The sequence below is a fragment of the Streptomyces sp. NBC_00258 genome (assembly GCF_036182465.1).
GTDB lineage: Bacteria > Actinomycetota > Actinomycetes > Streptomycetales > Streptomycetaceae > Streptomyces.
Genome location: NZ_CP108081.1, coordinates 7,212,207 through 7,238,492, shown reverse-complemented (window position 1 = coordinate 7,238,492; position 26,286 = coordinate 7,212,207). Strand labels below are relative to the sequence as shown.

Sequence of the window (26,286 nt, the reverse complement as noted above, 5' to 3'; positions counted from 1 at the left end):
TTCTACTTCTCCTTCTTGGCGCCGTAGCGGCTGCGGGCCTGCTTGCGGTTCTTGACACCCTGGGTGTCCAGGGAACCTCGGATGATCTTGTAGCGAACACCCGGCAGGTCCTTCACACGGCCACCACGCACGAGCACGATGGAGTGCTCCTGCAGGTTGTGTCCCTCACCCGGAATGTAAGCGGTGACTTCGATCCCGCTGGTCAGACGCACACGCGCGACCTTACGCAGGGCCGAGTTCGGCTTCTTCGGGGTGGTCGTGAACACACGCGTGCAGACGCCGCGACGCTGGGGCGAACCCTCGAGTGCGGGCGTCTTGTTCTTCTCGACCTTGTCCTGCCGGCCCTTCCGGACCAGCTGCTGGATCGTAGGCACTACTTCTCCGGTTTCTGTGTGCCGAATGGTGAAGCTAACCTGGAACATCGCCGACCCACGCGGTCGGGTGTGTCGAATCCTGCAGACTCTCGCCGCGAAGCGAGAAGGGCGCAGATTTACGGTGGCCGCTTACGACTCCCCTTGCGGTTTGAAGGCACGCACGGGAGCCAGGGCACACCCCAGGCACAAGGTCTGAGCGTACCTACCTCATAGGCTGCGGTCAAAACAAATGGGCCGCACTAACATCTCTGAGCGGACCATGCCAACCCGCCACGCCGTCCGTGATCTTCATCCGGTCGTCAGCGCGGCGATGAGCAGCAGCGTCACCACAAGGGTCCAGCTGGCCGTGGCCAGCCATCCGATGACCAGCCCGGTGAGCGCGAGACCGTCTCCGCCCTCGCCCGTGCGCCGGATCTCCGAGCGCGCGGAATGGCCGAGAATCACCGCGGGAAGACCGGTGAGCCCGACGGTCACCAGGCACAGCCCACCGCAGATCGCCGACCCGATCGCCTTCTCGTTCGTCTTCGGCACAGGAAGGGGCAGGAACGTCCGTGGCACGGCTCCTACGGCCGTCGGCAGCGGTACGGGCCCCTGGGGCAGGTCGGACACCAGAAGGGCCAGCTCGCCCACCGTACGGGCCGCGTAGGCCCGTGCCACCCGCTTCTCGAACTCGGTCTGCTCCATGCGCCCCTCGCCGAAGCCGGCTCTGAGCACATCGACGGCCCGCTCCCGGTCCGCGTGCGAGGCGAGCATGGAATGCCCGTTGTCCCCGTACCCGGGCTGCGGAGGGCCTCCCTGCCCGTACCAGACCGGCGACGGACCACCCTGCCCACGCCAGGACGGCACACCACCCGGCCCTTGCCGGGCCTGCGCATCCTTCGGCCCCTCCCCGGGCTGCCACGACGGGTACGACACGGGAGCACCTCCCCCCAAAGACTGGGCTTCCATCATGCTCCAACGCGGCATTTCCGGCATAGGTTCCCGTCACGGGAAAAGCCGAAGGGCGGCCACCCCAGAGGGTGACCGCCCTTCAACTCAAGCAACCCGCTTACTGGTTGTACGGACCGTAGTCGTAGTCCTCCAGCGGAACGGCCTGGCCGGAGCCCGTGCCGAACGGCGAGTAGTCGATGTCGTCGTAGCCGACGGCCGAGTACATCGCGGCCTTGGCCTCCTCGGTCGGCTCGACCCGGATGTTGCGGTAGCGGGACAGGCCCGTACCGGCCGGGATGAGCTTACCGATGATGACGTTCTCCTTGAGGCCGATCAGGGAGTCGGACTTGGCGTTGATCGCCGCGTCCGTCAGAACCCTGGTCGTCTCCTGGAAGGACGCCGCCGACAGCCACGACTCGGTGGCCAGCGACGCCTTGGTGATACCCATCAGCTGCGGACGGCCGGAGGCCGGGTGGCCGCCTTCCTGGACCACACGACGGTTCTCGGTCTCGAACTTCGAGCGCTCGACGAGCTCGCCGGGCAGCAGCTCGGCGTCGCCGGACTCGATGATCGTCACACGGCGGAGCATCTGCCGGATGATGATCTCGATGTGCTTGTCGTGGATCGACACGCCCTGCGAGTTGTAGACCCGCTGGACTTCGCCGACCAGGTGGACCTGGACGGCACGCTGACCCAGGATGCGCAGCACGTCGTGCGGGTTGGTGGCACCCACGGTGAGCTTCTGGCCCACCTCGACGTGGTCGCCCTCGCCCACCAGCAGACGGGCACGCTTCGAGATCGGGAACGCCGTCTCGTCGCTGCCGTCGTCCGGAGTGACGACGAGCTTCTTGGTCTTCTCGGTCTCCTCGATCCGCACGCGGCCGGAAGCCTCGGAGATCGGGGCGACACCCTTCGGCGTACGAGCCTCGAAGAGCTCGACGACACGGGGCAGACCCTGGGTGATGTCGTCACCGGCCACACCACCGGTGTGGAAGGTACGCATCGTCAGCTGCGTGCCGGGCTCACCGATGGACTGGGCGGCGATGATGCCGACCGCCTCACCGATGTCGACCAGCTTGCCGGTGGCCAGCGAACGGCCGTAGCACATGGCGCAGGTGCCGACGGCGGACTCGCAGGTCAGGACCGAACGGGTCTTGACCTCCTCGATGCCGTACTTGACGAGCTCGTCGATGAGGACGTCGCCCAGGTCGGTGTTGGCCGGGGCCAGCACCTTGCCGTCGACGGTGATGTCCTCGGCCAGCGCGCGTGCGTACACGCTGGTCTCGACGTTCTCCGTCTTGCGCAGGACTCCGTCGGAGCCCCGCTCGGCGATCGCCAGACGCAGACCGCGGTCGGTGCCGCAGTCCTCCTCGCGGATGATGACGTCCTGCGACACGTCCACCAGACGACGGGTGAGGTAACCCGAGTCGGCGGTACGCAGGGCGGTGTCCGCCAGACCCTTACGGGCACCGTGCGTGGAGATGAAGTACTCCAGCACGGACAGGCCCTCACGGAAGGACGCCTTGATGGGACGAGGAATCGTCTCGTTCTTGGCGTTCGACACCAGACCACGCATACCGGCGATCTGACGCATCTGCATCATGTTTCCGCGGGCGCCCGAGTTGACCATCATCGAGACCGGGTTGGTCTTCGGGAAGTTCGCGTTCATCGCCTCGGCGACCTCGTTGGTCGCCTTGGTCCAGATCGCGATGAGCTCCTGCGTGCGCTCGTCCTTGGTGATCAGACCACGCTCGTACTGCTTCTGGACCTTCTCGTCCTGGTCCTCGTAGCCCTTGACGATCGCGCGCTTCGCGTCGGGAACGACGATGTCGGAGATGGCTACGGTGACGCCGGAACGGGTCGCCCAGTAGAAGCCGGCCGCCTTCAGGTTGTCGAGCGTCGCCGCCACGATGACCTTGGGGTAGCGCTCGGCGAGGTCGTTGACGATCTCGGAGAGCTGCTTCTTGCCGACCTCGTAGTCGACGAACGGGTAGTCCTCGGGCAGCAGCTCGTTGAAGAGCGCGCGGCCCAGCGTGGTGTTCAGGCGGAAGGTGTCACCCTGCTGCCACTCCGGGTCGCCCTCCTCCCGAGCCGGCGGGGTCCAGCCGCGCGGCGGGATGGTGCCCACCGGGAAGCGGATGTCCACGCGCGACTGCAGCGAGAGGTCGCCGGCGTCGAACGCCATGATCGCCTCGGCCGCGGAGCCGAAGGACCGGCCCTCGCCCTTGACGTCCCGCAGCTCGCCGTCGGTGGTGAGGAAGAACAGACCGAGGACCATGTCCTGGGTCGGCATCGTCACCGGACGGCCGTCGGCGGGCTTGAGGATGTTGTTCGAGGACAGCATCAGGATGCGGGCCTCGGCCTGCGCCTCCGCGGAGAGCGGCAGGTGCACGGCCATCTGGTCACCGTCGAAGTCCGCGTTGAACGCGGTGCAGACGAGCGGGTGGATCTGGATGGCCTTGCCCTCGACCAGCTGCGGCTCGAAGGCCTGGATGCCGAGGCGGTGCAGGGTGGGCGCACGGTTCAGCAGCACCGGGTGCTCGGCGATGACCTCTTCGAGGACGTCGTACACGACGGTGCGGCCGCGCTCCACCATGCGCTTGGCGCTCTTGATGTTCTGCGCGTGGTTGAGGTCCACGAGCCGCTTCATCACGAACGGCTTGAAGAGCTCCAGCGCCATCGCCTTCGGCAGACCGCACTGGTGCAGCTTCAGCTGCGGACCGACGACGATCACGGAACGCGCGGAGTAGTCCACACGCTTGCCGAGCAGGTTCTGACGGAAACGGCCCTGCTTGCCCTTGAGCATGTCGCTCAGGGACTTCAGCGGGCGGTTGCCCGGACCGGTGACCGGACGGCCACGACGACCGTTGTCGAACAGCGCGTCGACGGCCTCCTGGAGCATGCGCTTCTCGTTGTTCACGATGATCTCGGGCGCGCCGAGGTCGAGAAGCCGCTTCAGGCGGTTGTTCCGGTTGATCACACGGCGGTACAGGTCGTTCAGGTCGGAGGTCGCGAAGCGGCCACCGTCCAGCTGCACCATCGGGCGAAGGTCCGGCGGGATGACCGGGACGCAGTCGAGAACCATGCCCTTGGGGCTGTTGGAGGTCTGCAGGAAGGCAGACACGACCTTCAGCCGCTTCAGCGCACGGGTCTTCTTCTGGCCCTTGCCGGTACGGATGATCTCGCGGAGGCGCTCGGCTTCCTCGTCCAGGTCGAAGGACTCCAGGCGCTTCTGCAGGGCAGCGGCACCCATGGAGCCGTCAAAGTAGGTCCCGAAGCGGTCACGCAGCTCGCGGTAGAGGAGCTCGTCACCCTCCAGGTCCTGGACCTTGAGGTTCTTGAATCGGGTCCACACCTCGTCGAGACGGTCGATCTCGCGCTGCGAACGGTCACGCAGCTGCTTCATCTCACGCTCGGCACCTTCGCGCACCTTGCGGCGTACGTCGGCCTTGGCGCCCTCGGCCTCGAGCTCGGCCAGGTCGGTCTCGAGCTTCTTGGCGCGGGTCTCGAGGTCGGCGTCGCGGCGGTTCTCGATCTGCTGACGCTCGACGGAGACGTGAGCCTCCAGCGACGGCAGGTCGCGGGTACGACGCTCGTCGTCCACGTACGTGATCATGTACGCGGCGAAGTAGATGACCTTCTCGAGGTCCTTCGGGGCGAGGTCGAGCAGGTAGCCCAGCCGCGACGGAACGCCCTTGAAGTACCAGATGTGGGTGACGGGAGCGGCCAGCTCAATGTGGCCCATCCGCTCACGACGCACCTTGGCGCGAGTGACCTCGACGCCGCAGCGCTCGCAGATGATGCCCTTGAAGCGGACACGCTTGTACTTGCCGCAGTAGCACTCCCAGTCCCGGGTCGGACCGAAGATCTTCTCGCAGAAGAGTCCGTCCTTTTCGGGCTTGAGGGTGCGGTAGTTGATGGTCTCCGGCTTCTTGACCTCACCGTGTGACCACTGACGAATGTCGTCAGCGGTAGCAAGGCCGATCCGCAGCTCGTCGAAGAAGTTGACGTCGAGCACTTGTCGTCAATCCCTCTTTCGGGGTCGATTCTTCACTGGTCTGACTGGGGTCCGGGGTTAGCCGGGGCTCTTGTTCAGGGAGCCCCGGCCAGACCCGTCAGACCTCTTCGACGCTGCTCGGCTCGCGCCGGGACAGGTCGATACCGAGCTCCTCCGCGGCGCGGAAGACGTCCTCGTCCGTGTCGCGCATCTCGATGGACATGCCGTCCGAGGACAGCACCTCCACGTTGAGGCAGAGCGACTGCATTTCCTTGATGAGTACCTTGAAGGACTCGGGAATGCCGGGCTCGGGGATGTTCTCGCCCTTGACGATGGCCTCGTAGACCTTCACGCGGCCGGTCACGTCGTCGGACTTGATGGTCAGCAGTTCCTGGAGGGCGTATGCGGCGCCATAAGCCTCGAGCGCCCACACCTCCATCTCACCGAAGCGCTGGCCACCGAACTGGGCCTTACCACCCAGCGGCTGCTGGGTGATCATCGAGTACGGACCGGTCGAGCGGGCGTGGAGCTTGTCGTCGACCAGGTGGTGGAGCTTGAGGATGTACATGTAGCCGACCGAGATCGGCTCCGGGAACGGCTCGCCGGAGCGGCCGTCGAACAGAGGTGCCTTACCGGTGGGGAGCACCATGCGCTCGCCGTCGCGGTTCGGGATGGTGTGCTGCAGCAGACCGGCCAGCTCGTCCTCACGCGCACCGTCGAAGACGGGGGTGGCGACGTTCGTGCCCGGGTCGACCTTGTCGGCCTCGATGGACTGCAGGCGCTGCGCCCAGTCGTCCGCGAGACCGGAGACGTCCCAGCCGCGGCTGGCGAGCCAGCCGAGGTGGATCTCCAGGACCTGTCCCGGGTTCATTCGGGACGGGACACCCAGCGGGTTGAGGATGATGTCGACCGGGGTGCCGTCCTCCAGGAACGGCATGTCCTCGATCGGCAGGATCTTCGAGATGACGCCCTTGTTGCCGTGACGGCCGGCGAGCTTGTCACCGTCGGTGATCTTGCGCTTCTGCGCCACGTACACGCGCACCAGCTGGTTCACACCGGGGGGAAGCTCGTCGCCCTCCTCACGGTCGAAGACGCGGACGCCGATGACCTTGCCGATCTCGCCGTGCGGCACCTTCAGCGAGGTGTCGCGCACCTCGCGCGCCTTCTCACCGAAGATCGCGCGGAGCAGGCGCTCCTCCGGGGTCAGCTCGGTCTCGCCCTTGGGCGTGACCTTGCCGACCAGGATGTCGCCGGCTACGACCTCGGCACCGATGCGGATGATGCCGCGCTCGTCGAGGTCGGCCAGGACCTCCTCGGAGACGTTCGGGATGTCCCGGGTGATCTCCTCGGGGCCGAGCTTGGTGTCACGGGCGTCGACCTCGTGCTCCTCGATGTGGATCGAGGAGAGGACGTCGTCCTGGACGAGGCGCTGCGACAGGATGATCGCGTCCTCGTAGTTGTGACCCTCCCAAGGCATGAAGGCGACGAGCAGGTTCTTGCCCAGCGCCATCTCGCCTTCCTGGGTGGCCGGACCGTCGGCGAGAACCTGGTTCTCGACGACCCGGTCGCCCTCGTCCACGATCACCTTCTGGTTGACCGAGGTGCCCTGGTTGGAGCGCGAGAACTTGGCGACGCGGTACGTGGTGTACGTGCCGTCGTCGTTGGCGACGGTGATGTAGTCCGCGGAGACCTCCTGGACGACACCCGCCTTCTCGGCCTTGATGACGTCACCGGCGTCGACGGCGCAGCGGTACTCCATGCCCGTACCGACGAGGGGGGCCTCGGCGGTGATCAGCGGCACGGCCTGGCGCATCATGTTCGCGCCCATGAGGGCACGGTTGGCGTCGTCGTGCTCCAGGAAGGGGATCATCGCGGTCGCGACGGACACCATCTGGCGCGGGGAGACGTCCATGTAGTCGACGTCGTCACCGGGGACGTAGTCGACCTCGCCGCCACGACGGCGGACCAGGACACGAGCCTCGTCGAAGCGCATGTCGTCATTGAGCGAGGCGTTGGCCTGCGCGATGACGAACCGGTCCTCCTCGTCGGCCGTGAGGTAGTCGACGTCGTCGGTGACCCGACCCTCGACGACCTTGCGGTACGGCGTCTCGACGAAACCGAAGGCGTTGATCCGGCCGTAGGAGGCGAGCGAGCCGATCAGGCCGATGTTCGGGCCTTCGGGGGTCTCGATCGGACACATGCGGCCGTAGTGCGAGGGGTGCACGTCACGGACTTCGAAGCCGGCCCGCTCACGGGACAGACCACCCGGGCCGAGCGCGTTGAGACGACGCTTGTGCGTCAGGCCCGACAGCGGGTTGTTCTGGTCCATGAACTGCGACAGCTGGCTGGTGCCGAAGAACTCCTTGATGGAGGCGACGACCGGCCGGATGTTGATCAGGGTCTGCGGCGTGATCGCCTCGACGTCCTGGGTCGTCATCCGCTCGCGGACGACACGCTCCATACGCGCCAGACCCGTACGGACCTGGTTCTGGATGAGCTCGCCGACGTTGCGCAGACGACGGTTGCCGAAGTGGTCGATGTCGTCGGTCTCGACGACGATCGAGGCGCCGTTGGGACCAACGGTCTCGGTCTCACCGGCGTGCAGCTTCACCAGGTACTTGATCGTCTCGATGATGTCTTCGACGGTCAGGATCCCGGCGTCCAGCGGGGCCTCGCTGCCCAGCTTCTTGTTGACCTTGTAACGGCCGACGTTGGCGAGGTCGTAGCGCTTCGGGTTGAAGTAGAGGTTCTCGAGCAGCGTCTGCGCGGCCTCACGGGTCGGGGGCTCGCCCGGACGCAGCTTGCGGTAGATGTCGAGCAGTGCGTCGTCCTGGCCCTGGGTGTGGTCCTTCTCCAGGGTGGCGCGCATGGACTCGTACTCGCCGAACTCCTCGAGGATCTGCTCGGTCGTCCAGCCGAGAGCCTTCAGGAGAACGGTGACGGACTGCTTGCGCTTGCGGTCGATGCGGACACCGACCATGTCGCGCTTGTCGATCTCCATCTCCAGCCAGGCACCCCGGGAGGGGATGACCTTGACCGAGAAGATGTCCTTGTCGGACGTCTTGTCGATGGAGGAGTCGAAGTAGACACCCGGCGAACGGACCAGCTGCGTCACGACGACACGCTCGGTGCCGTTGATGACGAAGGTGCCCTTGTTGGTCATGAGCGGGAAATCGCCCATGAAGACCGTCTGGGACTTGATCTCGCCGGTCTCGTTGTTGGTGAACTCGGCCGTGACGAAGAGCGGGGCGGCGTACGTGAAGTCGCGCTCCTTGCACTCGTCGATCGAGTTCTTGGGAGGCTCGAAGCGGTGGTCGCGGAATGTCAGGGACATCGACCCGGAGAAGTCCTCGATCGGGGAGATCTCCTCGAAGATCTCCTCCAGACCGGACTTGGTGGGGACGTCCTGTCCGCTGTCCAGAGCCGCCTCGACACGAGCCTTCCACGCGTCGTTCCCGAGCAGCCAGTCGAAGCTCTCGGTTTGCAGCGCAAGAAGGTTCGGAACCTCGAGGGGCTCCTTGATCTTTGCAAAAGAAATGCGCAGCGGGGCGGTGCTGGCGCCGTTGTTCGTATTCGCGGAGGCAGTGCGCGAGGCGGCCAAGAGGGGGTCCTTCCGAGGGCTCGGACTCACTACGCGCGTACCGGTCCCAAGCCGGACACCGGGACAGCCGTTTCCTGGATCAGCCAAAAGGCCAGGTCAGGATCGGTTCAATCCACAGTGCTGAAGCGAGGGCATGCCCCTGGTGACGGGCAGGAGGCAGCTAACAGGCAGCGCAAAGGGTCAGTGTAGCCACTAGGCCCACTGATGTCCAGTGCGGGTTTTTGAAGACCCTCGTTGTTCTCAACCCCTGCTGCAAGCCACGCCCTCGATGCACATCGATACTGCCCTCTTCGCCACCGATCCATGCCTCGGATCCGGATCGTTGTGACGACGCGTCCTGAGAATTGCGCGCTGCGTGCGGTTCGTCAAGGCCCCCCATGCCCGAACCGGGTGCTGCCATCGTCACTTGCAACCCGTCTTGCAACCTGTCTCGCTGCCCGTCACAGGGCGGCCGGAGGCACGAACGAAGATCACCATACTCGTCGCGACCGACAGCGCAAGGCAGTCGCCGCACGGCCCCCTCGAACGCCGAAGAGCGACCACCCAGATGGATGATCGCTCTTCGGTGCGTCAGCGTTACAGCCCCTGCGGGAGCGGCTGTGTCGGCTTCACTTGAGCCGCTGCCACCGTGCCCCTGAGGGCGCCTGGCGGACGGCTCGTGGGGTTACTTGACCTCGACGGAGGCGCCGGCGCCCTTGAGGGACTCGGCGGCCTTCTCGGCGGCGTCCTTGGCGACCTTCTCGAGGACCGGCTTCGGAGCGCCGTCCACGAGGTCCTTGGCCTCCTTGAGACCCAGGGAGGTCAGCTCACGCACGACCTTGATGACCTGGATCTTCTTGTCGCCGGCACCCGTGAGGATGACGTCGAACTCGTCCTGCTCGGCCTCGGCCTCGGCGGGAGCGGCGGCACCGGCGGGGCCGGCAACGGCGACCGCGGCGGCGGCGGTGACGTCGAACTTCTCCTCGAAGGCCTTAACGAACTCGGAGAGCTCGATGAGGGTGAGGGACTCGAACTGCGCGAGCAGCTCTTCCTGGGACAGCTTCGCCATGATGGCGTCCTTCCACTAATTCGGCAGGTGCCGGATGTACTGGTGAGGCGGGCGTACGTTCGGCCCGCTGCGACCGTCGCCTCAGGCGGCGGTCAATGCGCGAGCCGAATTACTCGGCACCGCCCTGCTCTTCGAGCTTGACGCGAAGCGCCTCCGCGGTGCGGACGAACTTCGACGGAAGCGCCTGGAAGAGCTGCGCAGCCTGAGTCTGCTTGCCCTTCATGGCACCCGCCAGCTTGGCGAGCAGAACCTCGCGGGACTCGAGGTCCGCAAGCTTCTTGATCTCGTCGGCGGACAGCGCCTTGCCGTCAAGGACACCGCCCTTGATGACGAGGTTGGGGTTGTCCTTGGCGAAGTCACGAAGACCCTTCGCCGACGTCACCGGGTCACCGGAGATGAAGGCAACCGCCGTCGGACCGTTGAACAGGTCGTCGAGCGTCGAGATCCCGGCCTCGTTGGCCGCGATCTTGGTCAGCGTGTTCTTCACCACGGCGTACTGGGCGTCTTCACCGAGCGAACGACGCAGCGTCTTGAGCTGCGCCACGGTGAGACCCCGGTACTCGGTCAGCACAGCGGCGTTCGAGCTGCGGAACTGGTCCGCGAGCTCGGCTACCGCGGCAGCCTTGTCGGGCCTTGCCATAAGCGTGGCCTCCTTCCGGGTGATGAGGACCGCTCAGAAGGAGACTGGGAAAACGAAACGCCCCGGCGCAGGCGCACGGGGCGTGACTCGACCGAACGGATCCGTACGAAGTACGGGACTGTTCGGGAGTTCATCCACAGTCACCTACGCGGGTCGTCCGCAGTTTCAGCGGATCCTTCGGTCACCGCGCCCTCTAACGAGCACACGGCAACGACCAGCGGTCTTTGGCTTCTGTGGAAGGTTACGTGAACGGGTCGCTGTCAAGCAAATCCGTACGTCGGCCGACGTCGTACGCCGGCCGACGTCGATGTCAGCTCTCGATGTCGCCCATCATCTCGGCCAGGTCCATGACGTCCTTGGCGGGCGGCGCCTCGACCGTCACAGGCTTGTTGTAGTCGACGAAGGTGATGGTCATGTCGAGCTTGCCCTTGTCGGCGTCACCCTGCATACGGAACTGCTTGGTGCGGTCCTCGCCGTCGATCCACATGTCCATCGTGAGCGCGTCCACGCCCATCTTCTCGTACTGCTCAAGGCTCTTCTCCCGCTGCTCGCGGGTGGCCTTGCTCTCGTCCTTGAGGGACTTGCGGAACTCGTCGAGGGTGACCGTGCCCTGGTAGTGGGTGGTCTCGACGCCGTCGACCTTCTGGGGGCCGACCTTCCTCACGTCCTTGGAGCCGGTGAGGAAGGTGGACTCCTGGGCCGGGTTCTTGTCGGCCGTCCCGGCACCCGGAGCCGCGCCCCCCAGCGCGTCGTCCCCCAGCGTGGACAGGTCGAACTTGATCCAGCTCTTGCCGTCCATCTCCTTGGCGGCCGCGGCGCCTCCGCCTATGTACATCGCCTTGTCGACGAGGCGGATCTCGGCGGTGCCGTCCTTGCCCTGGTCGACGGCGGTCATCTTCATGCTCATGGCGACGTCGGGCTTCATCCGCATCTGGGCCTCGGCCGTGACGCGGCCCTCCTCAGGAGTCGTGCCCCTCATCCGGTAGCTGATGGAGGTGATGTCCTCCGTGTTCTTCGCCGCCTTGGCCACGGCCGCGGCGGGCGTCATCTTCGGCGACTCCTCGCTCGCGCTGTCCTTCGAACAGCCGACGGCACCCCCGGCGAGGACCAGCGCGGCGAGTGCCGCACCGGTCGTCCTACGACGCACGGATCCGCGCACAGAAAACTTCATGGTTCCCCCCAAGGAACAGATGAGCGACTCACAGACAGGGCGCGAGCGTATCCCAGAGGGACTCGGGCAGTCCTCCGAGTTCCTTGAGGCGTGTGGGACGCCCGGGGCCGCCTGGGTGGCGCTCCCCTGCGTCCCGCACGAGGTCTCTCAGGCCGCCGGCTGAGTCTGCATCAGGTCCTTGAAGTCGGCGGTGTCGCCCGCCGGGGGCTCCTCGGTGGAGACCTTCACGCCGTAGTCGCTGTAGAACGCCGTCGAGGACATCGAGCCGGTCGCCAGCTCGCCCTTCTCGACCTTCTTGACCAGCAGGTCCTCGTCGTTGACCCATATGTCGATGGTCTCGGTGGTGACTCCGGCCTGCTCCAACTGGCGCTTCATGTCGGCCAGTTGGTCCGCGGTGAGGTTCGAGCTCTCGCCCGCGAGGTCCGCGACGTCGACCGTGCCCGAGTAGTGCGTGGTGTTCTCGCCGCGCACCTTCTCCTCGCCGACCTTCTTGACGTCCCCGGAGGCAAGCAGGAGCTTCACCGACTGGTTCGGCGTGGTGTTCTGCATCTGGTCCTTCATGTACGCGCCCGATCCGCCGGCGAGGTCCGCCAGGTCGTCGTACGCGTACTTGATCCAGTGCTTGCCGCCGGACTGCTCGGCGAACTTGTCGCCCATCTTCGCGTAGTAGGCGTCCGGCAGATAGCGCGCCTCCATGGAGGTGGTGCCCAGCTGCCGCATCTGGTCGGCCATCGTGCCGCCGGTGTACGTGATCGTCAGGGTGCCGGTGAGGCCGTCGGACCAGCCGAGGGCGCCGTCCGCCTCCATGGACATGATCGTGCCCATGCTCGTGGTGGACTCGACCTTGGCGGAGTCGGCCTTGTCGGTGGACTTCTCGACGGAGCGCAGGGCCGCGATCGGGTTCGCCTGGGTCTTGGCCTTGCCGGCCGCCTTGTCGCCCCCTCCGGAGCTTTCGCCCGAGCTCCCGCCCGAACCCCCGTCGGAGTCCGAGCCGCTACAGGCCGCGACCCCCGTCAGCGCGGCGGCCATCGCGATCGAGACAGTCGCGCGTCGCACGGCAGTGCTCTTCATTCGTCCCCCTATGCGATTCCTGTGCCCTGCACGCTAGCGCAGGGCACTGACACCCGGTTCGGAAACGGGCATCTGACAAAAAGGGACGGGCCCCGCACCTCGAAAGGTTGCGGGGCCCGTCCTGGAATCGCGTGTGCGACGCGGCTGCCGGTGAGCGTCAGGCTCAGACGGCGGCCGGGTCCTCCTCGACGAGGAGGTTGCGGGTGCGGTTCGGGTCGAGCGGAATGCCGGGGCCGATCGTCGTGCTGATCGCGGCCTTCCGGATGTAGCGACCCTTGGCGGCGGACGGCTTCAGACGGAGGATCTCCTCCAGCGCGGCGCCGTAGTTCTCCACCAGCTGGGTCTCGTCGAACGAGGTCTTGCCGATGATGAAGTGCAGGTTCGAGTGCTTGTCGACGCGGAACTCGATCTTGCCGCCCTTGATCTCGGTCACGGCCTTGGCCACGTCCGGGGTCACGGTGCCGGTCTTCGGGTTCGGCATCAGACCACGCGGGCCGAGGACACGGCCCAGGCGGCCGACCTTGCCCATGAGGTCCGGGGTGGCGACGACGGCGTCGAAGTCCAGACGGCCCTTCGCCACCTCGTCGATGAGCTCGTCGGAGCCGACGATGTCGGCGCCCGCGGCGGTCGCGGCCTCGGCACGGTCACCGGTCGCGAAGACCAGGACCCGGGCGGTCTTACCGGTGCCGTGCGGGAGGTTCACGGTGCCACGGACCATCTGGTCGGCCTTGCGCGGGTCGACACCCAGGCGGAAGGCGACCTCGACGGTGCCGTCGAACTTGCTCGTGGAGGTCTCCTTGGCGAGACGGACGGCCTCGAGCGGGGCGTACTGCTTGTCCCGGTCGATCTTGGCGTCCGCAGCGCGGAGAGACTTGCTGCGCTTGCTCACTACTGCTCCTGTGTGTTCTGAGGAGTCGTGGTGTGGGCCGAGCAGGCCCTGCCACGGTCTTTCCTACGGGGTGGAGGTCAGCCCTCGACCGTGATGCCCATGGAACGGGCGGTGCCGGCGATGATCTTCGACGCGGCGTCCAGGTCGTTGGCGTTCAGGTCGGGCATCTTCGTGGTGGCGATCTCGCGGACCTGCGCCTGGGTGATCTTGGCGACCTTGGTCTTGTGCGGCTCGCCGGAGCCCTTCTCCACGCCCGCGGCCTTGAGGATCATCTTCGCGGCCGGCGGGGTCTTGGTGATGAAGGTGAAGGAGCGGTCTTCGTAGACCGTGATCTCCACCGGGATCACCCAGCCACGCTGCGACTCGGTCGCGGCGTTGTAGGCCTTGCAGAACTCCATGATGTTGACGCCGTGCTGGCCCAGCGCGGGGCCGACCGGCGGCGCCGGGTTGGCCGCACCGGCCTGGATCTGGAGCTTGATGAGCCCCGTGACCTTCTTCTTCTTGGGAGGCATTGCTCTCTCCGGGTCCTAGTGAGAGTTTTCAGCCGCCGATCCGGATCATCCGGACGGAGGCATACCGCACAACGATAACGGGTATCTGTGTGCGGCCAAAAACCGAGCAGGTCAGACAGGCTGTGAAGGCCCGTCTGACCTGGTCGGAGGCATGTGTTCCGGAAGATCGTCCCGCGAGGGGTCAGTTCTTCTGGATCTGGTCGAAGCTCAGCTCGACCGGGGTCTCGCGGCCGAAGATCTCGACGAGGCCCTTGACCTTCTTCGAGTCGGCGTTGATCTCGTTGATGGTCGCCTGCAGCGTCGCGAACGGGCCGTCGGTGACGGTGACCGAGTCGCCCACCTCGAAGTCCAGCACCTGGACCTCGAGCTTGCGGGACGGAGCCGGCTTGCCCTCGGCCTCGGCCGCCTCACGGGCGGCCTTCTCCTCGGCCTCCGGGGCGAGCATCTTGACGATCTCGTCCAGCGTCAGCGGGTACGGGTCGTACGCGTTGCCCACGAAGCCGGTGACGCCGGGGGTGTTGCGGACGACGCCCCAGGACTCGTTCGTCAGGTCCATGCGCACCAGCACGTAGCCGGGGAGCTTGTTCTGACGGACGGTCTTGCGCTCGCCGTTCTTGATCTGCGCGACCTCTTCCTGCGGCACCTCGGCCGCGAAGATGAAGTCCTCGACGTTCAGAGAGACGGCACGCTGTTCGAGGTTCGTCTTCACGCGGTTCTCGTAACCCGCGTACGTGTGGATGACGTACCACTCACCGGGCAGCCTGCGGAGCTCCTCGCGGAGGGCCACGACGGGGTCGACCGGCTCGGCCTCTTCTTCGGGCTCTTCGAGCTTCTCGGCTTCTTCGGCCTCGTCGGAGACGGCCACGTCCTCGGCGTCCACGTCGGTCTCGACGTCCTCGCCGGACTCGTCCTCGACGTGCAGGGCAGCCTCTTCGGCGGCCTCGCCGGCTTCGGCGTCGGCAGCCTCGACCTCGTCCTCGACGTCCGCGCCCTCGACGATGTCGAGCTCGTCGTCAACGGACTCGACCGACTCGCCGGCGTCGTTCAGGTTCGGGTCAGACACTGTGGCTGCTTCTTCCTGGATCATGGGGGTGGAACACGCGAAAGCGGGCGCCGGGTACGGCGCCCTTCGCGCTTGGCTCAGCCGAAGACGTACTTGGCGGCCTTGTCGAGTCCGAAGTCAATCAGAGTCACCAGACCGATCATGATGACGACAAAAACAATCACCACTGTGGTGTACGTCGTCAGCTGATTGCGAGTCGGCCAGACAACCTTGCGGAGTTCCGCGACGATCTGGCGGTAGAAGAGGGCAAGGCGCTTCAGCGGGCCCTTCTTGGCACGCTTACCACCCTTGCGGCCCTTCTTCTGGGACTCCGGCGCCTCATCCTGGGCATCAGGCATGTCGATGGAGCCCACGGCGTCCGTCACTCGTCCTCACCTGATTCCGGGTCGTGGCCGTGCCGCGCCCGGGTATGAGCCGCACGGCGGTGCAATGCAGTACGTACATGCGCACACATCCTGGCGAAAGGAGTGTGTAGCAGGGCCGGAGGGACTTGAACCCCCAACCGCTGGTTTTGGAGACCAGTGCTCTACCAATTGAGCTACGACCCTTTGTTTCCCCAACAACGTACCGCATCCGCCCGGGTGCTCGGTGTGCACCGGGTGGGCGCGGCCGATGAAGGCCAACGAGGTGAGAGTGTACGTGGTCGACGGCCGGTCGTCGAACAGGAAGTGTCCGTACGGGCTTTGTCGGCCACTGCTCAGTCTGTGAAACCGGTGTGCCGGGGAGGTTTCGTGTCTGGAACGATGGGCCCATGAGCGCTGCAACCCCTCCCACCGAGCGCCGGGTCTCCGCCCGGATCGGTGCGATCTCCGAGTCCGCCACCCTCGCCGTGGACGCCAAGGCCAAGGCCCTCAAGGCCGCAGGACGTCCGGTGATCGGCTTCGGCGCCGGTGAGCCCGACTTCCCGACCCCGGGCTACATCGTCGAGGCCGCCATCGAGGCCTGCAAGAACCCGAAGTTCCACCGCTACACGCCGGCCGGCGGTCTGCCCGAGCTGAAGGCCGCGCTCGTCGCCAAGACGCTGCGCGACTCCGGCTACGAGGTGGACACGTCCCAGATCCTGGTGACCAACGGCGGAAAGCAGGCCATCTACGAGGCGTTCGCCGCGATCCTCGACCCGGGCGACGAGGTCATCGTCCCGGCGCCCTACTGGACGACGTACCCCGAGTCGATCCGTCTCGCCGGCGGTGTCCCGGTCGAGGTCGTCGCGGACGAGACCACCGGCTACCGCGTGTCGGTCGAGCAGCTGGAGGCGGCCCGTACGGAGAAGACGAAGGTCGTCCTCTTCGTGTCGCCCTCCAACCCGACGGGCGCGGTCTACAGCGCCGAGGACACCGAGGCGATCGGCCGCTGGGCCGTCGAGCACGGTCTGTGGGTGCTGACGGACGAGATCTACGAACACCTGGTCTACGGGGACGCGAAGTTCACCTCGCTGCCGGCGGTCCTGCCGGAGCTGCGCGACAAGTGCATCGTGGTCAACGGCGTCGCGAAGACGTATGCGATGACCGGCTGGCGTGTCGGGTGGATCATCGGCCCGAAGGACGTGGTGAAGGCCGCGACGAACCTCCAGTCGCACGCCACGTCGAACGTGTCGAACGTCGCCCAGGCCGCCGCCATCGCCGCCGTCTCCGGGGACCTGACGGCCGTCGCCGAGATGCGCGAGGCCTTCGACCGCCGCCGCAAGATCATGGTGCGGATGCTCAACGAGATCGACGGTGTGCTCTGCCCGGAGCCCGAGGGCGCCTTCTACGCGTACCCCTCGGTGAAGGCCCTCATCGGCAAGGAGATCCGCGGCAGGCGCCCGCAGAACTCCGTCGAGCTGGCCGCGCTGATCCTGGAGGAGGCCGAGGTCGCGGTCGTCCCGGGTGAGGCCTTCGGTACGCCGGGCTACCTGCGGCTCTCGTACGCGCTGGGTGACGAGGACCTCGTCGAGGGCGTCTCGCGGATCCAGAAGCTGCTGGCCGAGGCCACGGACTGAACCCCCTCACCGTGAGCGGGTACGAGCGGGCCGCCTCCCCTGGGAGGCGGCCCGCTTCTTCGTGTCCTGGTTCGTGTGTCAGTGCGAGCAAGACCACGTTCAGGGAAAGCGCTACCGATACGGAGGCGGCGTACGGCAGGATCCTGGAATGGAGCACGTACGTGATGTCTCTGAGCTGCCCAAAGCTCATCTGCACCTGCATTTCACCGGGTCGATGCGGATCACCACTCTGCTGGAACTGGCGGACAAGCACGGGATCCACCTTCCCGACGCGCTGACCAGCGGGGAGCCGCCGAAACTACGGGCCACCGACGAGCGGGGCTGGTTCCGCTTCCAGCGGCTGTACGACGCGGCACGGTCGTGCCTCAGAGATCCCGAGGACATCCAGCGGCTGGTGAGAGAGGCCGCCGAGGAGGACCTCAAGGACGGCTCGGGGTGGCTGGAGATCCAGGTCGACCCGACCTCGTACGCGCCCCGGCTGGGCGGGCTGATCCCGGCGCTGGAGATCATCCTGGACGCCGTGGACTCGGCCGCGCGCGAGACCGGGCTCGGGATGCGCGTGCTGGTGGCCGCGAACCGCATGAAGCATCCGCTGGACGCCCGCACGCTGGCCCGGCTGGCCGTGCGGTACGCGGACCGCGGCATCGTCGGCTTCGGGCTCTCCAACGACGAGCGGCGCGGTATGGCGCGGGACTTCGACCGGGCCTTCGCGATCGCGCGTGAGGGCGGACTGCTGGCGGCGCCGCACGGCGGCGAGCTGACGGGCCCGGCGTCCGTACGCGACTGCCTGGACGACCTGCACGCCTCGCGCATCGGGCACGGGGTGCGGGCGGCCGAGGACCCGCGGCTCCTTAAGCGGCTCGCGGACCGGGGCATCACCTGTGAGGTCTGCCCGGCGTCGAACGTCGCCCTGGGGGTGTACGAAAAGCCGGAGGACGTTCCCCTGCGCACGCTTTTCGAGGCGGGGGTCCCTTTGGCACTCGGTGCGGACGACCCTCTGCTGTTCGGCTCGCGGCTGGCCGCCCAGTACGACATCGCGCGTCAGCATCACGCCTTCACGGACGCCGAACTTGCCGAACTGGCACGGCAGTCGGTACGGGGTTCGGCGGCCCCGCACGACATCAAGGAGAAGCTGCTGTCCGGGATCGACGACTGGCTGACCGCCCCGGTCGCCTGAAGTGGGCGTAGGGCGGGTACGCCTGGAAGCCGATGTCCAGTTCCGTGTGACGTCCCCGGCTCAGGGGCATGTGCGGCGTGAGTGAGGTGACCAGCACGTCGTGTCCCTTGGCGGCCCTCTTATGGCGGGGGCCGAAGCCGGCCGCGGTCTCCAGTCGGACGGACGCCGAGGCGAAGGTGTCCCGGGCGCCGAAGAGGAACAGCGTCCGGGCGTGGACGGCGGGGCGGATCCGGTCGACGGGGTCCAGGCGGTCCCAGCGCTGCTCCCAGCGCGCCTGCCAGGCCGCGGCGTGGTCCGCGGTGCGCCGTTCGTCGGTGCGGACGGTGCCCGGGGTGCCCCGGGTCAGCCCGCGGCGCAGCGACGGCCACACGGAGGGCCGCAGGCCCAGCGACCCGTGGGCGAGCACGAGGTCGACCGGCACTCCGGGCGCGTACGTCCTGGGCACGCTGTCTCGCAGCGGGACGTGGACGACCGTGTGCGGGGAGTACGCAGCGAACGAGAACAGCGCGGCGAGGCGGGCCAGTCCGTCGTGGTCGCCGACCAGGTAGCCCCAGTCCCGCAAGGGGTCGCTGAGCGTGGTGTGCCGCAGCGCGGGACGTGGCTGGACCACCCGGAACGCGTACCGGCCGGTGCTCGGCCGGAACTCACCGACCCTCAGTCGCACAGGAGTTCTCTCATGGCCCCAGGGTGATCGCCGGGCCGGGCGACCGGCAAGCGAAATATCCCGCCGCCGCACTCGGGAGGTGGTGCGGGGCGGCGGCCTCAGAGGCTGACGCCCACCGTCACCGGTTCGTTGACGAGCGTGATCCCGAAGGCGGCGTGAACGCCGGCGACGACCTCGCGGGCCAGCGTGAGGAGGTCCTCCGTGGTGGCCTCGCCGCGGTTGGTGAGGGCCAGGGTGTGCTTGGTGGAGATGCGGGCGGGGCCGGTGCCGTAGCCCTTGGTGAAGCCGGACTTGTCGATCAGCCAGGCCGCGGAGGTCTTGGTGTGTCCGTCGCCCGCCGGGTACGCGGGCGGGATCACGCCGTCACCGAGGCGCTCGGCCACGCGCGCGTGGAACGCGGCGAACTCCTCGTGGGTGAGGATCGGGTTGGTGAAGAACGAGCCCGCCGACCAGGTGTCGTGGTCCTCGGGGTCGAGCACCATGCCCTTGCCCGAGCGCAGCTTCAGGACGGTCTCACGGGCCTTGTCCAGCGGTACGCGGTCGCCGGGCTCGACACCGAGGGCGCGGGCCGTCTCGGCGTACTTGATCGGCGCGGAGAGCCCGGAGGCGTCCTCCAGGTCGAAGCGGACGCGCAGCACGACGAAGCGCTCGGGGTCGGCCTTGAAGCGGCTGTGGCGGTACGAGAAGGCGCACTCGGTGTTCGCAACGGTGACCGTCTCGCGGGTCCGCCGGTCGTAGGCGATCACCTCGGTGATCGTCGACGACACCTCCTGGCCGTACGCTCCCACGTTCTGGATGGGTGTCGCGCCCGCGGAGCCCGGGATTCCGGCGAGGCACTCGATGCCCGCGAGACCGGCCTCGACGGTGCGGGCGACGGCGTCGGTCCACACCTCGCCGGCGGCCAGCTCCAGCTTCGTACCGTCGAGGGCGAAGCCGCGGGTGGCGATGCGCAGGGCGGTGCCCGCGAAGCCCTTGTCGCCGATGACCAGGTTGGATCCGCCGCCGATCAGCAGCAGCGGCGTGCCGGAGTCGTCGGCCTCGCGGACGGCGGCGATCACCTCGGCGTCGGTCGTGGCGGTGATCAGGCGCGCGGCGGGGCCGCCGAGCCGGAAGGTGGTCAGCGGGGCGAGCGGGGCGTCGTGGAGTTCCAGCACGTGCCCAAGAGTACGAGAACGGCCCCGCCGGTCGGGGCGGGGCCGTTCTCGTAGCCGGACAGCTGTTCGCGGTGGCGGTCGGTCACAGACGGCGCAAGGCCTCCGACCAGTCGAGCGGGAGGTCGTCCGCCGTGACCGTCCACGAGACGAACTTCGCGTCGCGCATCTGAGGGCCGAGGCCCCGGGCGGTCGGCGCGTGCGTGCCGGAACGGGCGAAGGCCTTGAGCGCCGCGGGCGACTCCCAGGCGGAGAGGGTCCAGAAGGTCCGCCGCAACGGGGCCGCCCTGAGCGTGGCGCCGTACGCTCCGGGGGCTTTGCTCACCTGCCGCCAGACGGCCGGCGTCCTGGCGAAGAACTTCAGCGCTCCCCAGCGGGTGCGGGTCTCGAAGCGGGAGGCGAAGACGTGCACCTCGGCGCCCTGCGGCGGCTTGTTCGGCACGGTCCAGGGAAGGGTGGGCATGATCGGACTCCTTTCGGTTTGTTTTCCGAACTCTCGCGGGTTTGGCTTCCGGACCAGCCGCTGGCCAACTGCGAGCCGAAGGCGAAGCGAGCGTTCGGATTCCGGACTCGGTGAGGACCTCAGCGGGAGGCCGTCTCCAGGACCCGCTCGGGCGGGGTCTCCGCGCTGTCGTCCCCCGCCTCCGCCGCACGGCGACGACCGGGGATGAACAGTGCCGCGACTCCCGCCACGGCCACCGCGGCGGAGCCGACCCAGAGCGCCGGCTGGGTGCCGTCCACGAAGGTCTGCGCGGTCCCGTAGCCGCCCTGGGCGGAGAAGATCGAGGCCATCACCGCGATGCCGAGCGCGCCGCCGACCTCGCGCAGCGCGTTGTTGGCGCCGGACGCGATCCCCTGCTCATGCGGCCGGACACTGGACATGACCAGGCTGGAGGCGGGGGCGAAGAAGAGGGACATGCCCACGCCGCTGATGATCAGGGCGGGGAGCTGCGTGGCGTACGGCGTGTCGGGCGCGATCACGGTGGCGAACCAGCCGAGCCCGACGGCCTGCAGGAACAGACCCGCGGCGACGACCGGGCGGCCGCCGATCCGGTCGGACAGATAGCCGGCGACGGGCGCTATGACCATCGGCATCCCCGTCCAGGGGAGCATGCGCAGCCCGGCCTGGGTGGGCGAGTAGCCGAGGACGCCCTGCATGTACTGGCTGAGCAGGAAGATCGAGCCGAACATCCCGAGGAACATCAGCAGGCTGGCCGCGTTGATCCCGGCGAAGGCCCGGTTGCGGAAGAGCCGCATCGGCAGCATCGGGTTCTTGGCGTTGATGCCGTGGATCACGAAGCCGACGAGCAGAGCGGTACCCGCGAACAGCCCCAGCAGGACTATCCCGTCGGTCCAGCCGACGACGGGCGCCCGGACCAGCCCGTACACGATCCCGAAGAGGCCTCCACTGGCCAGCAGGGTGCCGCGGATGTCGAGCGGGGCGCCGACGCCGAACGACTCCGACAGACGCAGCCGGGCGAGCGGCAGGAGTGCCAGCCCGAGCGGAACGTTCAGCCAGAAGATCCACTGCCAGGAGATGTGCTCGGTGAGGGTGCCGCCGATGAGCGGCCCCGAAGCGACCGCGAGACCGTTGACGGCACCCCAGATCCCGTACGCCATCCCGCGCTTGGCGGCCGGAACGGCGGCCGTGAGCAGGGTCAGCGTCAGCGGCATCATGATGGCGGCGCCGACGCCCTGGACCGCGCGGGCGGCGATCAGCGATTCGATGCCGGGCGCCATGGCCGCGGCGGCGGAGGCGGCGGTGAACACGGTGATGCCGACGAGGAAGAGCCGGCGCCGCCCGAACCGGTCGCCCAGGGCCGCGCCGAACATCAGCAGCACGGCGAAGGTGAGCGTGTAGGCGCTCACGGTCCATTCCAGATCGGAGAGGTCTCCCCCGAGGTCCTCGCGGATCGAGGGCAGTGCGGTGGTGACGACGAGGTTGTCGAGCGCCGCCATGAACCCGGCGACGCTGGTGATGACGAGGGCCCAGACGGCTCCCCCGCGACGTGCGGTCTGCTGTGACATCGCTTCCCCCAGCGGGTGATCACTGACTTCAATTAGTTATTGCTGACTAACTTTCACGGGCATGAAAGGGCGGCAATCTCCGCCACCCTTGGTTCAGTGCTCGAGCCGGCCATTGATCCTGGCCGAGGGGTAGAGCCCCTCCCAGACCCGGTGCTCGGGCGGAAATCCCATGACCACCAGGCAGTTGACGAGCATTCCGTACGCCATGAAGGTCGTGGTCTCGTCGACATCGGCACCGAGCGGCAGATGGACGGTGTCCCACAGGCGCATCCAGCCCGCCCGCACCGCCTCGCCCAGTTCGTGGTCACCGGTCTGCTCGGCGGCCGCCACCGCGACGTACATCTGCATCTGCATGAGCAGCTGTTCGGGATTCTCGGCGATGACCCTGGTGTAGGCGTTCGCCATGGAGTGCAGGGCTTCTTCTCCCTCCAGTCCCTTGGAGGCGTCGGCGAAGGTGCGCATGGTCTCCTCCATGCACCGCTCGGCCGCCGCGAGGAAGATCGCCTTCTTGCCCGGGAAGAGCCGGAAGAGGTACGGCTGCGAGACACCCACACGCTTGGCGATCGCCTCGGTGGACGTGCCGTAGTAGCCGCCCCGGGAGAACTCGCTCATCGCCGCGCGGATGACGCTCTCGCGCCTCTCGTCTGCGCTCATCCTGACCATACGAGAAAGTTAGTACTCAATCACTAACTACGTCAAGGGGTGGGATGAGGAGAGAGGAAGCAAGTGGCGCAGGGAGCAAAGCAGTAAGGGGCGCCCGCAATGGCGGACGCCCCTTACTCGCACTCCTCGCGCTCCTCGCACTCCTGCCGAGCCCCGCCCCGTCAGGCCAGGCGTACGACGGCCCGCGACATGCCAAGGACCTTCTGGCCCGCGCTCATCGCGACGAGGTCGACGCGGACGGTGTTGTCGTCGAGCTTGGCCGCGACCTTGCCGCTGACCTCGATCGTGGCGCCCTGGTCGTCGTTCGGGACGACGACCGGCTTGGTGAAGCGGACGCCGTACTCGACGACCGCGCCCGGGTCGCCGGTCCAGTCGGTGACGACCCGGACCGCCTCGGCCATGGTGAACATGCCGTGCGCGATGACGTCCGGGAGGCCGACCTCCTTGGCGAACTTCTCGTTCCAGTGGATCGGGTTGAAGTCCCCCGAGGCGCCCGCGTACTGCACGAGCATGGCGCGCGTCACGCCGAAGGTCTGGGCCGGCAGTTCGGTGCCGACCTCGACGTCGTCGTACGAGATCTTCGCCGTCATCTGTTCACGCCCCCTCGGCCGCGCGGGCCACGAGCTTGGTCCAGGCGGTCACCACGTGCTCGCCCGCCTCGTCGTGGACCTCGCCGCGGATGTCCAGGATGTCGTTGCCCGCCAGCGACTTGATCGCCTCGATGGTGGAGGTGACCGTGAGCCGGTCGCCCGCACGCACCGGGCGGCGGTGGACGAACTTCTGGTCGCCGTGCACCACACGGCTGTAGTCGAGCCCCAGTTGGGGGTCCTGGACGACCTGTCCCGCCGCCTTGAACGTGATGGTGAACACGAAGGTCGGCGGGGCGATCACATCGGCGTGACCGAAAGCCTTGGCGGCCTCCGGGTCCGTGTACGCGGGATTGGTGTCGCCCACCGCCTCCGCGAATTCGCGGATCTTCTCCCGGCCGACCTCATAGGGCTCGGTGGGCGGATAGGACCGCCCCACGAAGGACTGGTCGAGCGCCATGGGCCCGGCACCTCCTGGTTCGCAGCTGGGTGTAACGACGCGAGGCCGCCCCCCGACTTCAGGGGACGGCCTCGTGTACGAGCCTGATTTATCGCGTTTCGCGGTGCGCGGTGTGCGCATTGCAACGCGGGCAGTGCTTCTTCATCTCCAGTCGGTCCGGGTTGTTACGCCGGTTCTTCTTGGTGATGTAGTTCCGCTCCTTGCACTCCACGCAGGCCAGCGTGATCTTCGGGCGGACGTCGGTGGCAGCCACAGGAGTGCTCCTTGACGAACGGATGGGACGATTGGCGCATTAACACACAGAAGAGTAGCCGATCGAAGGACCGACCCCACAATCGGCTACTGTCAGTAGCGGTGACCGGACTTGAACCGGTGACACAGCGATTATGAGCCGCTTGCTCTACCGACTGAGCTACACCGCTGTGATGTGATCAGTTCCCGCCTTGCGACGGGAACCTCCCACACCAGAGCCCCAATACGGAATCGAACCGTAGACCTTCTCCTTACCATGGAGACGCTCTACCGACTGAGCTATTGGGGCGAGCGATGAAGACATTACACGCTCGGCCACCGAACGCCCAAATCCGTTTCGCGGCACCTGCCCCGGCCCGTTCCCGGCCGCTCGCAGGGCGTTTCACACACCCCTCCCGCACGACGGACCACACCGGTACGACTATTCCGCTCCTCCTCGATGCGCGCCGGTCGCCACCCTAGGCTCGACTCACGCTGCGTGATCTTGTGCCCCTCCTTCGCAGCCGCCTGTCCCTCTTTCGCAGCCGCCGCCGAGCCCCAGGAGCGCGATGCCCGACAGTCAGCCGCAGCAGCCCCACTCCTCCTCGTCCTCGTCGGGCTCCTCGGGTTCTTCCGGCCGGAGCGACGGCTCCGACCTGCTGCTCTGCGGTGCGCGGCTCACCGACGGCCGGACCGTGGACGTAAGGCTGGGCGGCGGACGCATCGAGGCGGTCGGCACGGCGGGCAGCCTCACCGCGCACAGCGCGCGCGTGGACCTCGCCGGCTATCTGCTCCTGCCGGCCCCGGCCGAGCCCCACGCACACGGGGACACGGCCCTGTCGGCCGACGGCGACGGACCGGTGTCGTACGAGGCCCAGGAGGTCCAGCGCCGTACGACCGAGGCCGCGTTGCTCCAGCTCGGGCACGGGGCCACGGTCCTGCGCTCGCACGTGCGCGTGGGCGATGTGCAGGGGCTGGGCTCGATGGCCGCGGTGCTCCAGGCACGGCGCGCGCTGCGAGGGCTTGCCGAGTTGACGGTGGTGGCGATGCCGCGGGTACTGACCGGGCTCGCCGGGGCCGACGGGCTGGCGATACTGCGGGACGCGGTGAAAATGGGCGCCTCCGTAGTGGGTGGTTGTCCAGATTTGGACCCTGATCCGACGGGATATGTGGAGGCGGTCCTGGAGGTCGCCTCGGAGCACGGCTGCCCGGTCGATCTGCACACGGACGGTGACGACCCGGCGCGGCTCGCACGGCTCGCGGCGATGGCCGGCGGACTGCGGCCGGGGGTGACGCTCGGCCCGTGCGGCGGACTTGGGCGGCTGCCCTCCGAGGTCGCCTCGCGGGCGGCGGACCAACTCGCCGCGGCCGGCGTGAGCGTGGTCTGTCTGCCCCAGGGCGGCTGCTCGGGCGTGGACCGCCGCGGAACGGCTCCGGTACGGCTGCTGCGTACGGCCGGAGTACGCGTGGCGGCCGGCAGCGGCGCCCTCAGGGACGTGTCGAATCCCGTTGGGCGCGGGGACCCACTGGAGGCGGCGTATCTGCTGGCCTCGCGGTACGGGCTGCGGGCCGGGGACGCCTACGACGCGGTGAGTTCGTCGGCGCGGGCTGCTCTGGGACTGCCCGAGGTGCGGGTGGAGGCCGGGTTTCCGGCGGAGTTGCTCGCGGTGCGCGGGGACCGGCTCGACGCGGCGCTGTCCCTGGCGTACAGCCGGATCGTGGTGCATCGGGGGCGGGTGGTGGCGCGGACGAGTGCGGTGCGGGAGTACTGCAACTCGGCTGTGACCGTGGCGTTGGACCTGCCTCGGCAGGGGCGGACGGGGCGCGCGGAGGAGCCGTCGTGAGGCTTGGGTGTTCTGAGGGTGTGAGGCCTGGGTGTTCTGAGAGGTGCCCTGAGGCGGGGGTGGGCTCTTGGCGCGGGCACCCGCGCGTGGAGGTCTGTTTGGGCTCCACGCGCGCGTGCTGGTGCTTTTGAAGTACGCCCACCGGTGGCCGTGGCCGTCGGATTACCCATCGCCGTCGGGCTACCCGTGACCGTCGAATACCGGACA

General features: G+C 67.6%; 23 protein-coding genes and 3 tRNA genes. 3 read left to right on the top strand and 23 right to left on the bottom strand.

The window, feature by feature from the left end; translation table 11 throughout:
- Positions 1-2 precede the first annotated feature (2 nt).
- From rpsL to OG718_RS32220, 13 genes are all read right to left on the bottom strand, one after another.
- On the bottom strand, positions 3-374 hold the full coding sequence (rpsL, locus tag OG718_RS32280) for a 30S ribosomal protein S12 (RefSeq protein WP_003948652.1): 372 nt from the start codon (positions 372-374) through the stop codon (positions 3-5).
- Between the two features lie 288 nt (positions 375-662).
- Positions 663-1,289, bottom strand: a complete 627-nt coding sequence (locus OG718_RS32275) for a DUF1707 and DUF4190 domain-containing protein (protein ID WP_398939693.1) — start codon at positions 1,287-1,289, stop codon at positions 663-665.
- A 133-nt stretch (positions 1,290-1,422) separates the two neighbouring features.
- On the bottom strand, positions 1,423-5,322 hold the full coding sequence (locus OG718_RS32270) for a DNA-directed RNA polymerase subunit beta' (RefSeq protein ID WP_143642862.1): 3,900 nt from the start codon (positions 5,320-5,322) through the stop codon (positions 1,423-1,425).
- A gap of 97 nt (positions 5,323-5,419) precedes the next feature.
- Complete coding sequence (gene rpoB / locus OG718_RS32265) at positions 5,420-8,902, bottom strand: DNA-directed RNA polymerase subunit beta (protein ID WP_143642863.1); 3,483 nt, start codon at positions 8,900-8,902, stop codon at positions 5,420-5,422.
- A gap of 664 nt (positions 8,903-9,566) precedes the next feature.
- Positions 9,567-9,950, bottom strand: coding sequence for a 50S ribosomal protein L7/L12 (gene rplL, locus OG718_RS32260; protein WP_143642864.1), 384 nt, complete (start codon positions 9,948-9,950; stop codon positions 9,567-9,569).
- Between the two features lie 109 nt (positions 9,951-10,059).
- Positions 10,060-10,590 (bottom strand): 50S ribosomal protein L10, encoded by a 531-nt coding sequence (rplJ, locus tag OG718_RS32255; protein WP_055610505.1) that lies wholly within the window; start codon positions 10,588-10,590, stop codon positions 10,060-10,062.
- Between the two features lie 310 nt (positions 10,591-10,900).
- Entirely contained in the window at positions 10,901-11,761 is an 861-nt protein-coding gene (locus OG718_RS32250) for a DUF1396 domain-containing protein (protein ID WP_143642865.1), read from the bottom strand.
- A 147-nt stretch (positions 11,762-11,908) separates the two neighbouring features.
- Positions 11,909-12,832, bottom strand: a complete 924-nt coding sequence (locus OG718_RS32245; protein ID WP_143642866.1) for a hypothetical protein — start codon at positions 12,830-12,832, stop codon at positions 11,909-11,911.
- Between the two features lie 163 nt (positions 12,833-12,995).
- Positions 12,996-13,721, bottom strand: a complete 726-nt coding sequence (gene rplA / locus OG718_RS32240; protein WP_143642867.1) for a 50S ribosomal protein L1 — start codon at positions 13,719-13,721, stop codon at positions 12,996-12,998.
- A gap of 77 nt (positions 13,722-13,798) precedes the next feature.
- Complete coding sequence (rplK, locus tag OG718_RS32235) at positions 13,799-14,233, bottom strand: 50S ribosomal protein L11 (protein WP_030359033.1); 435 nt, start codon at positions 14,231-14,233, stop codon at positions 13,799-13,801.
- A gap of 181 nt (positions 14,234-14,414) precedes the next feature.
- The gene (gene nusG, locus OG718_RS32230; RefSeq protein WP_143642868.1) at positions 14,415-15,296 is read right to left on the bottom strand and encodes a transcription termination/antitermination protein NusG; all 882 of its coding nucleotides are present in this window, start codon (positions 15,294-15,296) and stop codon (positions 14,415-14,417) included.
- A 77-nt stretch (positions 15,297-15,373) separates the two neighbouring features.
- Entirely contained in the window at positions 15,374-15,661 is a 288-nt protein-coding gene (gene secE / locus OG718_RS32225) for a preprotein translocase subunit SecE (RefSeq protein ID WP_055517385.1), read from the bottom strand.
- A gap of 110 nt (positions 15,662-15,771) precedes the next feature.
- Positions 15,772-15,844 (bottom strand) — tRNA-Trp (locus OG718_RS32220).
- Positions 15,845-16,047: 203 nt separating this feature from the next.
- On the opposite strand from OG718_RS32220, the gene OG718_RS32215 reads away from it, so the two are divergent.
- Both OG718_RS32215 and OG718_RS32210 read left to right on the top strand, forming a co-directional pair.
- Complete coding sequence (locus OG718_RS32215) at positions 16,048-17,274, top strand: pyridoxal phosphate-dependent aminotransferase (RefSeq protein ID WP_143642869.1); 1,227 nt, start codon at positions 16,048-16,050, stop codon at positions 17,272-17,274.
- A 148-nt stretch (positions 17,275-17,422) separates the two neighbouring features.
- Entirely contained in the window at positions 17,423-18,451 is a 1,029-nt protein-coding gene (locus OG718_RS32210) for an adenosine deaminase (RefSeq protein WP_328845838.1), read from the top strand.
- Here the strand turns inward: OG718_RS32210 and OG718_RS32205 are convergent.
- From OG718_RS32205 to OG718_RS32160, 10 genes are all read right to left on the bottom strand, one after another.
- Positions 18,396-19,115 (bottom strand): hypothetical protein, encoded by a 720-nt coding sequence (locus tag OG718_RS32205; protein WP_328845837.1) that lies wholly within the window; start codon positions 19,113-19,115, stop codon positions 18,396-18,398. The two genes, OG718_RS32210 and OG718_RS32205, sit on opposite strands and share 56 nt — an antisense overlap.
- Before the next feature lie 98 nt (positions 19,116-19,213).
- Entirely contained in the window at positions 19,214-20,269 is a 1,056-nt protein-coding gene (locus tag OG718_RS32200; RefSeq protein ID WP_143642872.1) for a UDP-N-acetylmuramate dehydrogenase, read from the bottom strand.
- An 82-nt stretch (positions 20,270-20,351) separates the two neighbouring features.
- Positions 20,352-20,729 carry a DUF3291 domain-containing protein gene (locus OG718_RS32195; protein ID WP_143642873.1) on the bottom strand — a complete coding sequence of 126 codons (378 nt, stop codon included), beginning with the start codon at positions 20,727-20,729 and terminating at the stop codon, positions 20,352-20,354.
- 119 nt (positions 20,730-20,848) lie between these two features.
- Positions 20,849-22,294 (bottom strand): DHA2 family efflux MFS transporter permease subunit, encoded by a 1,446-nt coding sequence (locus tag OG718_RS32190; protein ID WP_328845836.1) that lies wholly within the window; start codon positions 22,292-22,294, stop codon positions 20,849-20,851.
- A gap of 93 nt (positions 22,295-22,387) precedes the next feature.
- Complete coding sequence (locus tag OG718_RS32185; RefSeq protein WP_186001434.1) at positions 22,388-22,957, bottom strand: TetR/AcrR family transcriptional regulator; 570 nt, start codon at positions 22,955-22,957, stop codon at positions 22,388-22,390.
- Between the two features lie 161 nt (positions 22,958-23,118).
- Positions 23,119-23,547, bottom strand: a complete 429-nt coding sequence (locus tag OG718_RS32180) for a MaoC family dehydratase (RefSeq protein ID WP_306939445.1) — start codon at positions 23,545-23,547, stop codon at positions 23,119-23,121.
- A gap of 4 nt (positions 23,548-23,551) precedes the next feature.
- A complete protein-coding gene (locus tag OG718_RS32175) occupies positions 23,552-24,004 on the bottom strand; it encodes a MaoC family dehydratase N-terminal domain-containing protein (protein ID WP_143642877.1) in 453 nt (150 codons plus the stop codon).
- 88 nt (positions 24,005-24,092) lie between these two features.
- A complete protein-coding gene (gene rpmG / locus OG718_RS32170; protein ID WP_003948671.1) occupies positions 24,093-24,257 on the bottom strand; it encodes a 50S ribosomal protein L33 in 165 nt (54 codons plus the stop codon).
- Positions 24,258-24,353: 96 nt separating this feature from the next.
- A tRNA-Met gene (locus OG718_RS32165) sits at positions 24,354-24,426 on the bottom strand.
- A 46-nt stretch (positions 24,427-24,472) separates the two neighbouring features.
- A tRNA-Thr gene (locus OG718_RS32160) sits at positions 24,473-24,545 on the bottom strand.
- A 259-nt stretch (positions 24,546-24,804) separates the two neighbouring features.
- On the opposite strand from OG718_RS32160, the gene OG718_RS32155 reads away from it, so the two are divergent.
- The gene (locus tag OG718_RS32155) at positions 24,805-26,079 is read left to right on the top strand and encodes an amidohydrolase family protein (protein ID WP_143642878.1); all 1,275 of its coding nucleotides are present in this window, start codon (positions 24,805-24,807) and stop codon (positions 26,077-26,079) included.
- Positions 26,080-26,286 lie beyond the last annotated feature (207 nt).

Bases quoted from the DNA above. Each gene is read 5' to 3' on its own strand.
- rplL (WP_143642864.1), bottom strand. From the start codon at position 9,950: ATGGCGAAGCTGTCCCAGGAAGAGCTGCTCGCGCAGTTCGAGTCCCTC.
- OG718_RS32250 (WP_143642865.1), bottom strand. From the start codon at position 11,761: ATGAAGTTTTCTGTGCGCGGATCCGTGCGTCGTAGGACGACCGGTGCG.
- OG718_RS32190 (WP_328845836.1), bottom strand. From the start codon at position 22,294: ATGTCACAGCAGACCGCACGTCGCGGGGGAGCCGTCTGGGCCCTCGTC.
- OG718_RS32155 (WP_143642878.1), top strand. From the start codon at position 24,805: ATGCCCGACAGTCAGCCGCAGCAGCCCCACTCCTCCTCGTCCTCGTCG.
- OG718_RS32180 (WP_306939445.1), bottom strand. From the start codon at position 23,547: ATGACGGCGAAGATCTCGTACGACGACGTCGAGGTCGGCACCGAACTG.
- rplJ (WP_055610505.1), bottom strand. From the start codon at position 10,590: ATGGCAAGGCCCGACAAGGCTGCCGCGGTAGCCGAGCTCGCGGACCAG.
- OG718_RS32195 (WP_143642873.1), bottom strand. From the start codon at position 20,729: ATGCCCACCCTTCCCTGGACCGTGCCGAACAAGCCGCCGCAGGGCGCC.
- rplK (WP_030359033.1), bottom strand. From the start codon at position 14,233: ATGCCTCCCAAGAAGAAGAAGGTCACGGGGCTCATCAAGCTCCAGATC.
- OG718_RS32185 (WP_186001434.1), bottom strand. From the start codon at position 22,957: ATGGTCAGGATGAGCGCAGACGAGAGGCGCGAGAGCGTCATCCGCGCG.
- OG718_RS32175 (WP_143642877.1), bottom strand. From the start codon at position 24,004: ATGGCGCTCGACCAGTCCTTCGTGGGGCGGTCCTATCCGCCCACCGAG.
- OG718_RS32210 (WP_328845838.1), top strand. From the start codon at position 17,423: ATGGAGCACGTACGTGATGTCTCTGAGCTGCCCAAAGCTCATCTGCAC.
- OG718_RS32215 (WP_143642869.1), top strand. From the start codon at position 16,048: ATGAGCGCTGCAACCCCTCCCACCGAGCGCCGGGTCTCCGCCCGGATC.
- OG718_RS32245 (WP_143642866.1), bottom strand. From the start codon at position 12,832: ATGAAGAGCACTGCCGTGCGACGCGCGACTGTCTCGATCGCGATGGCC.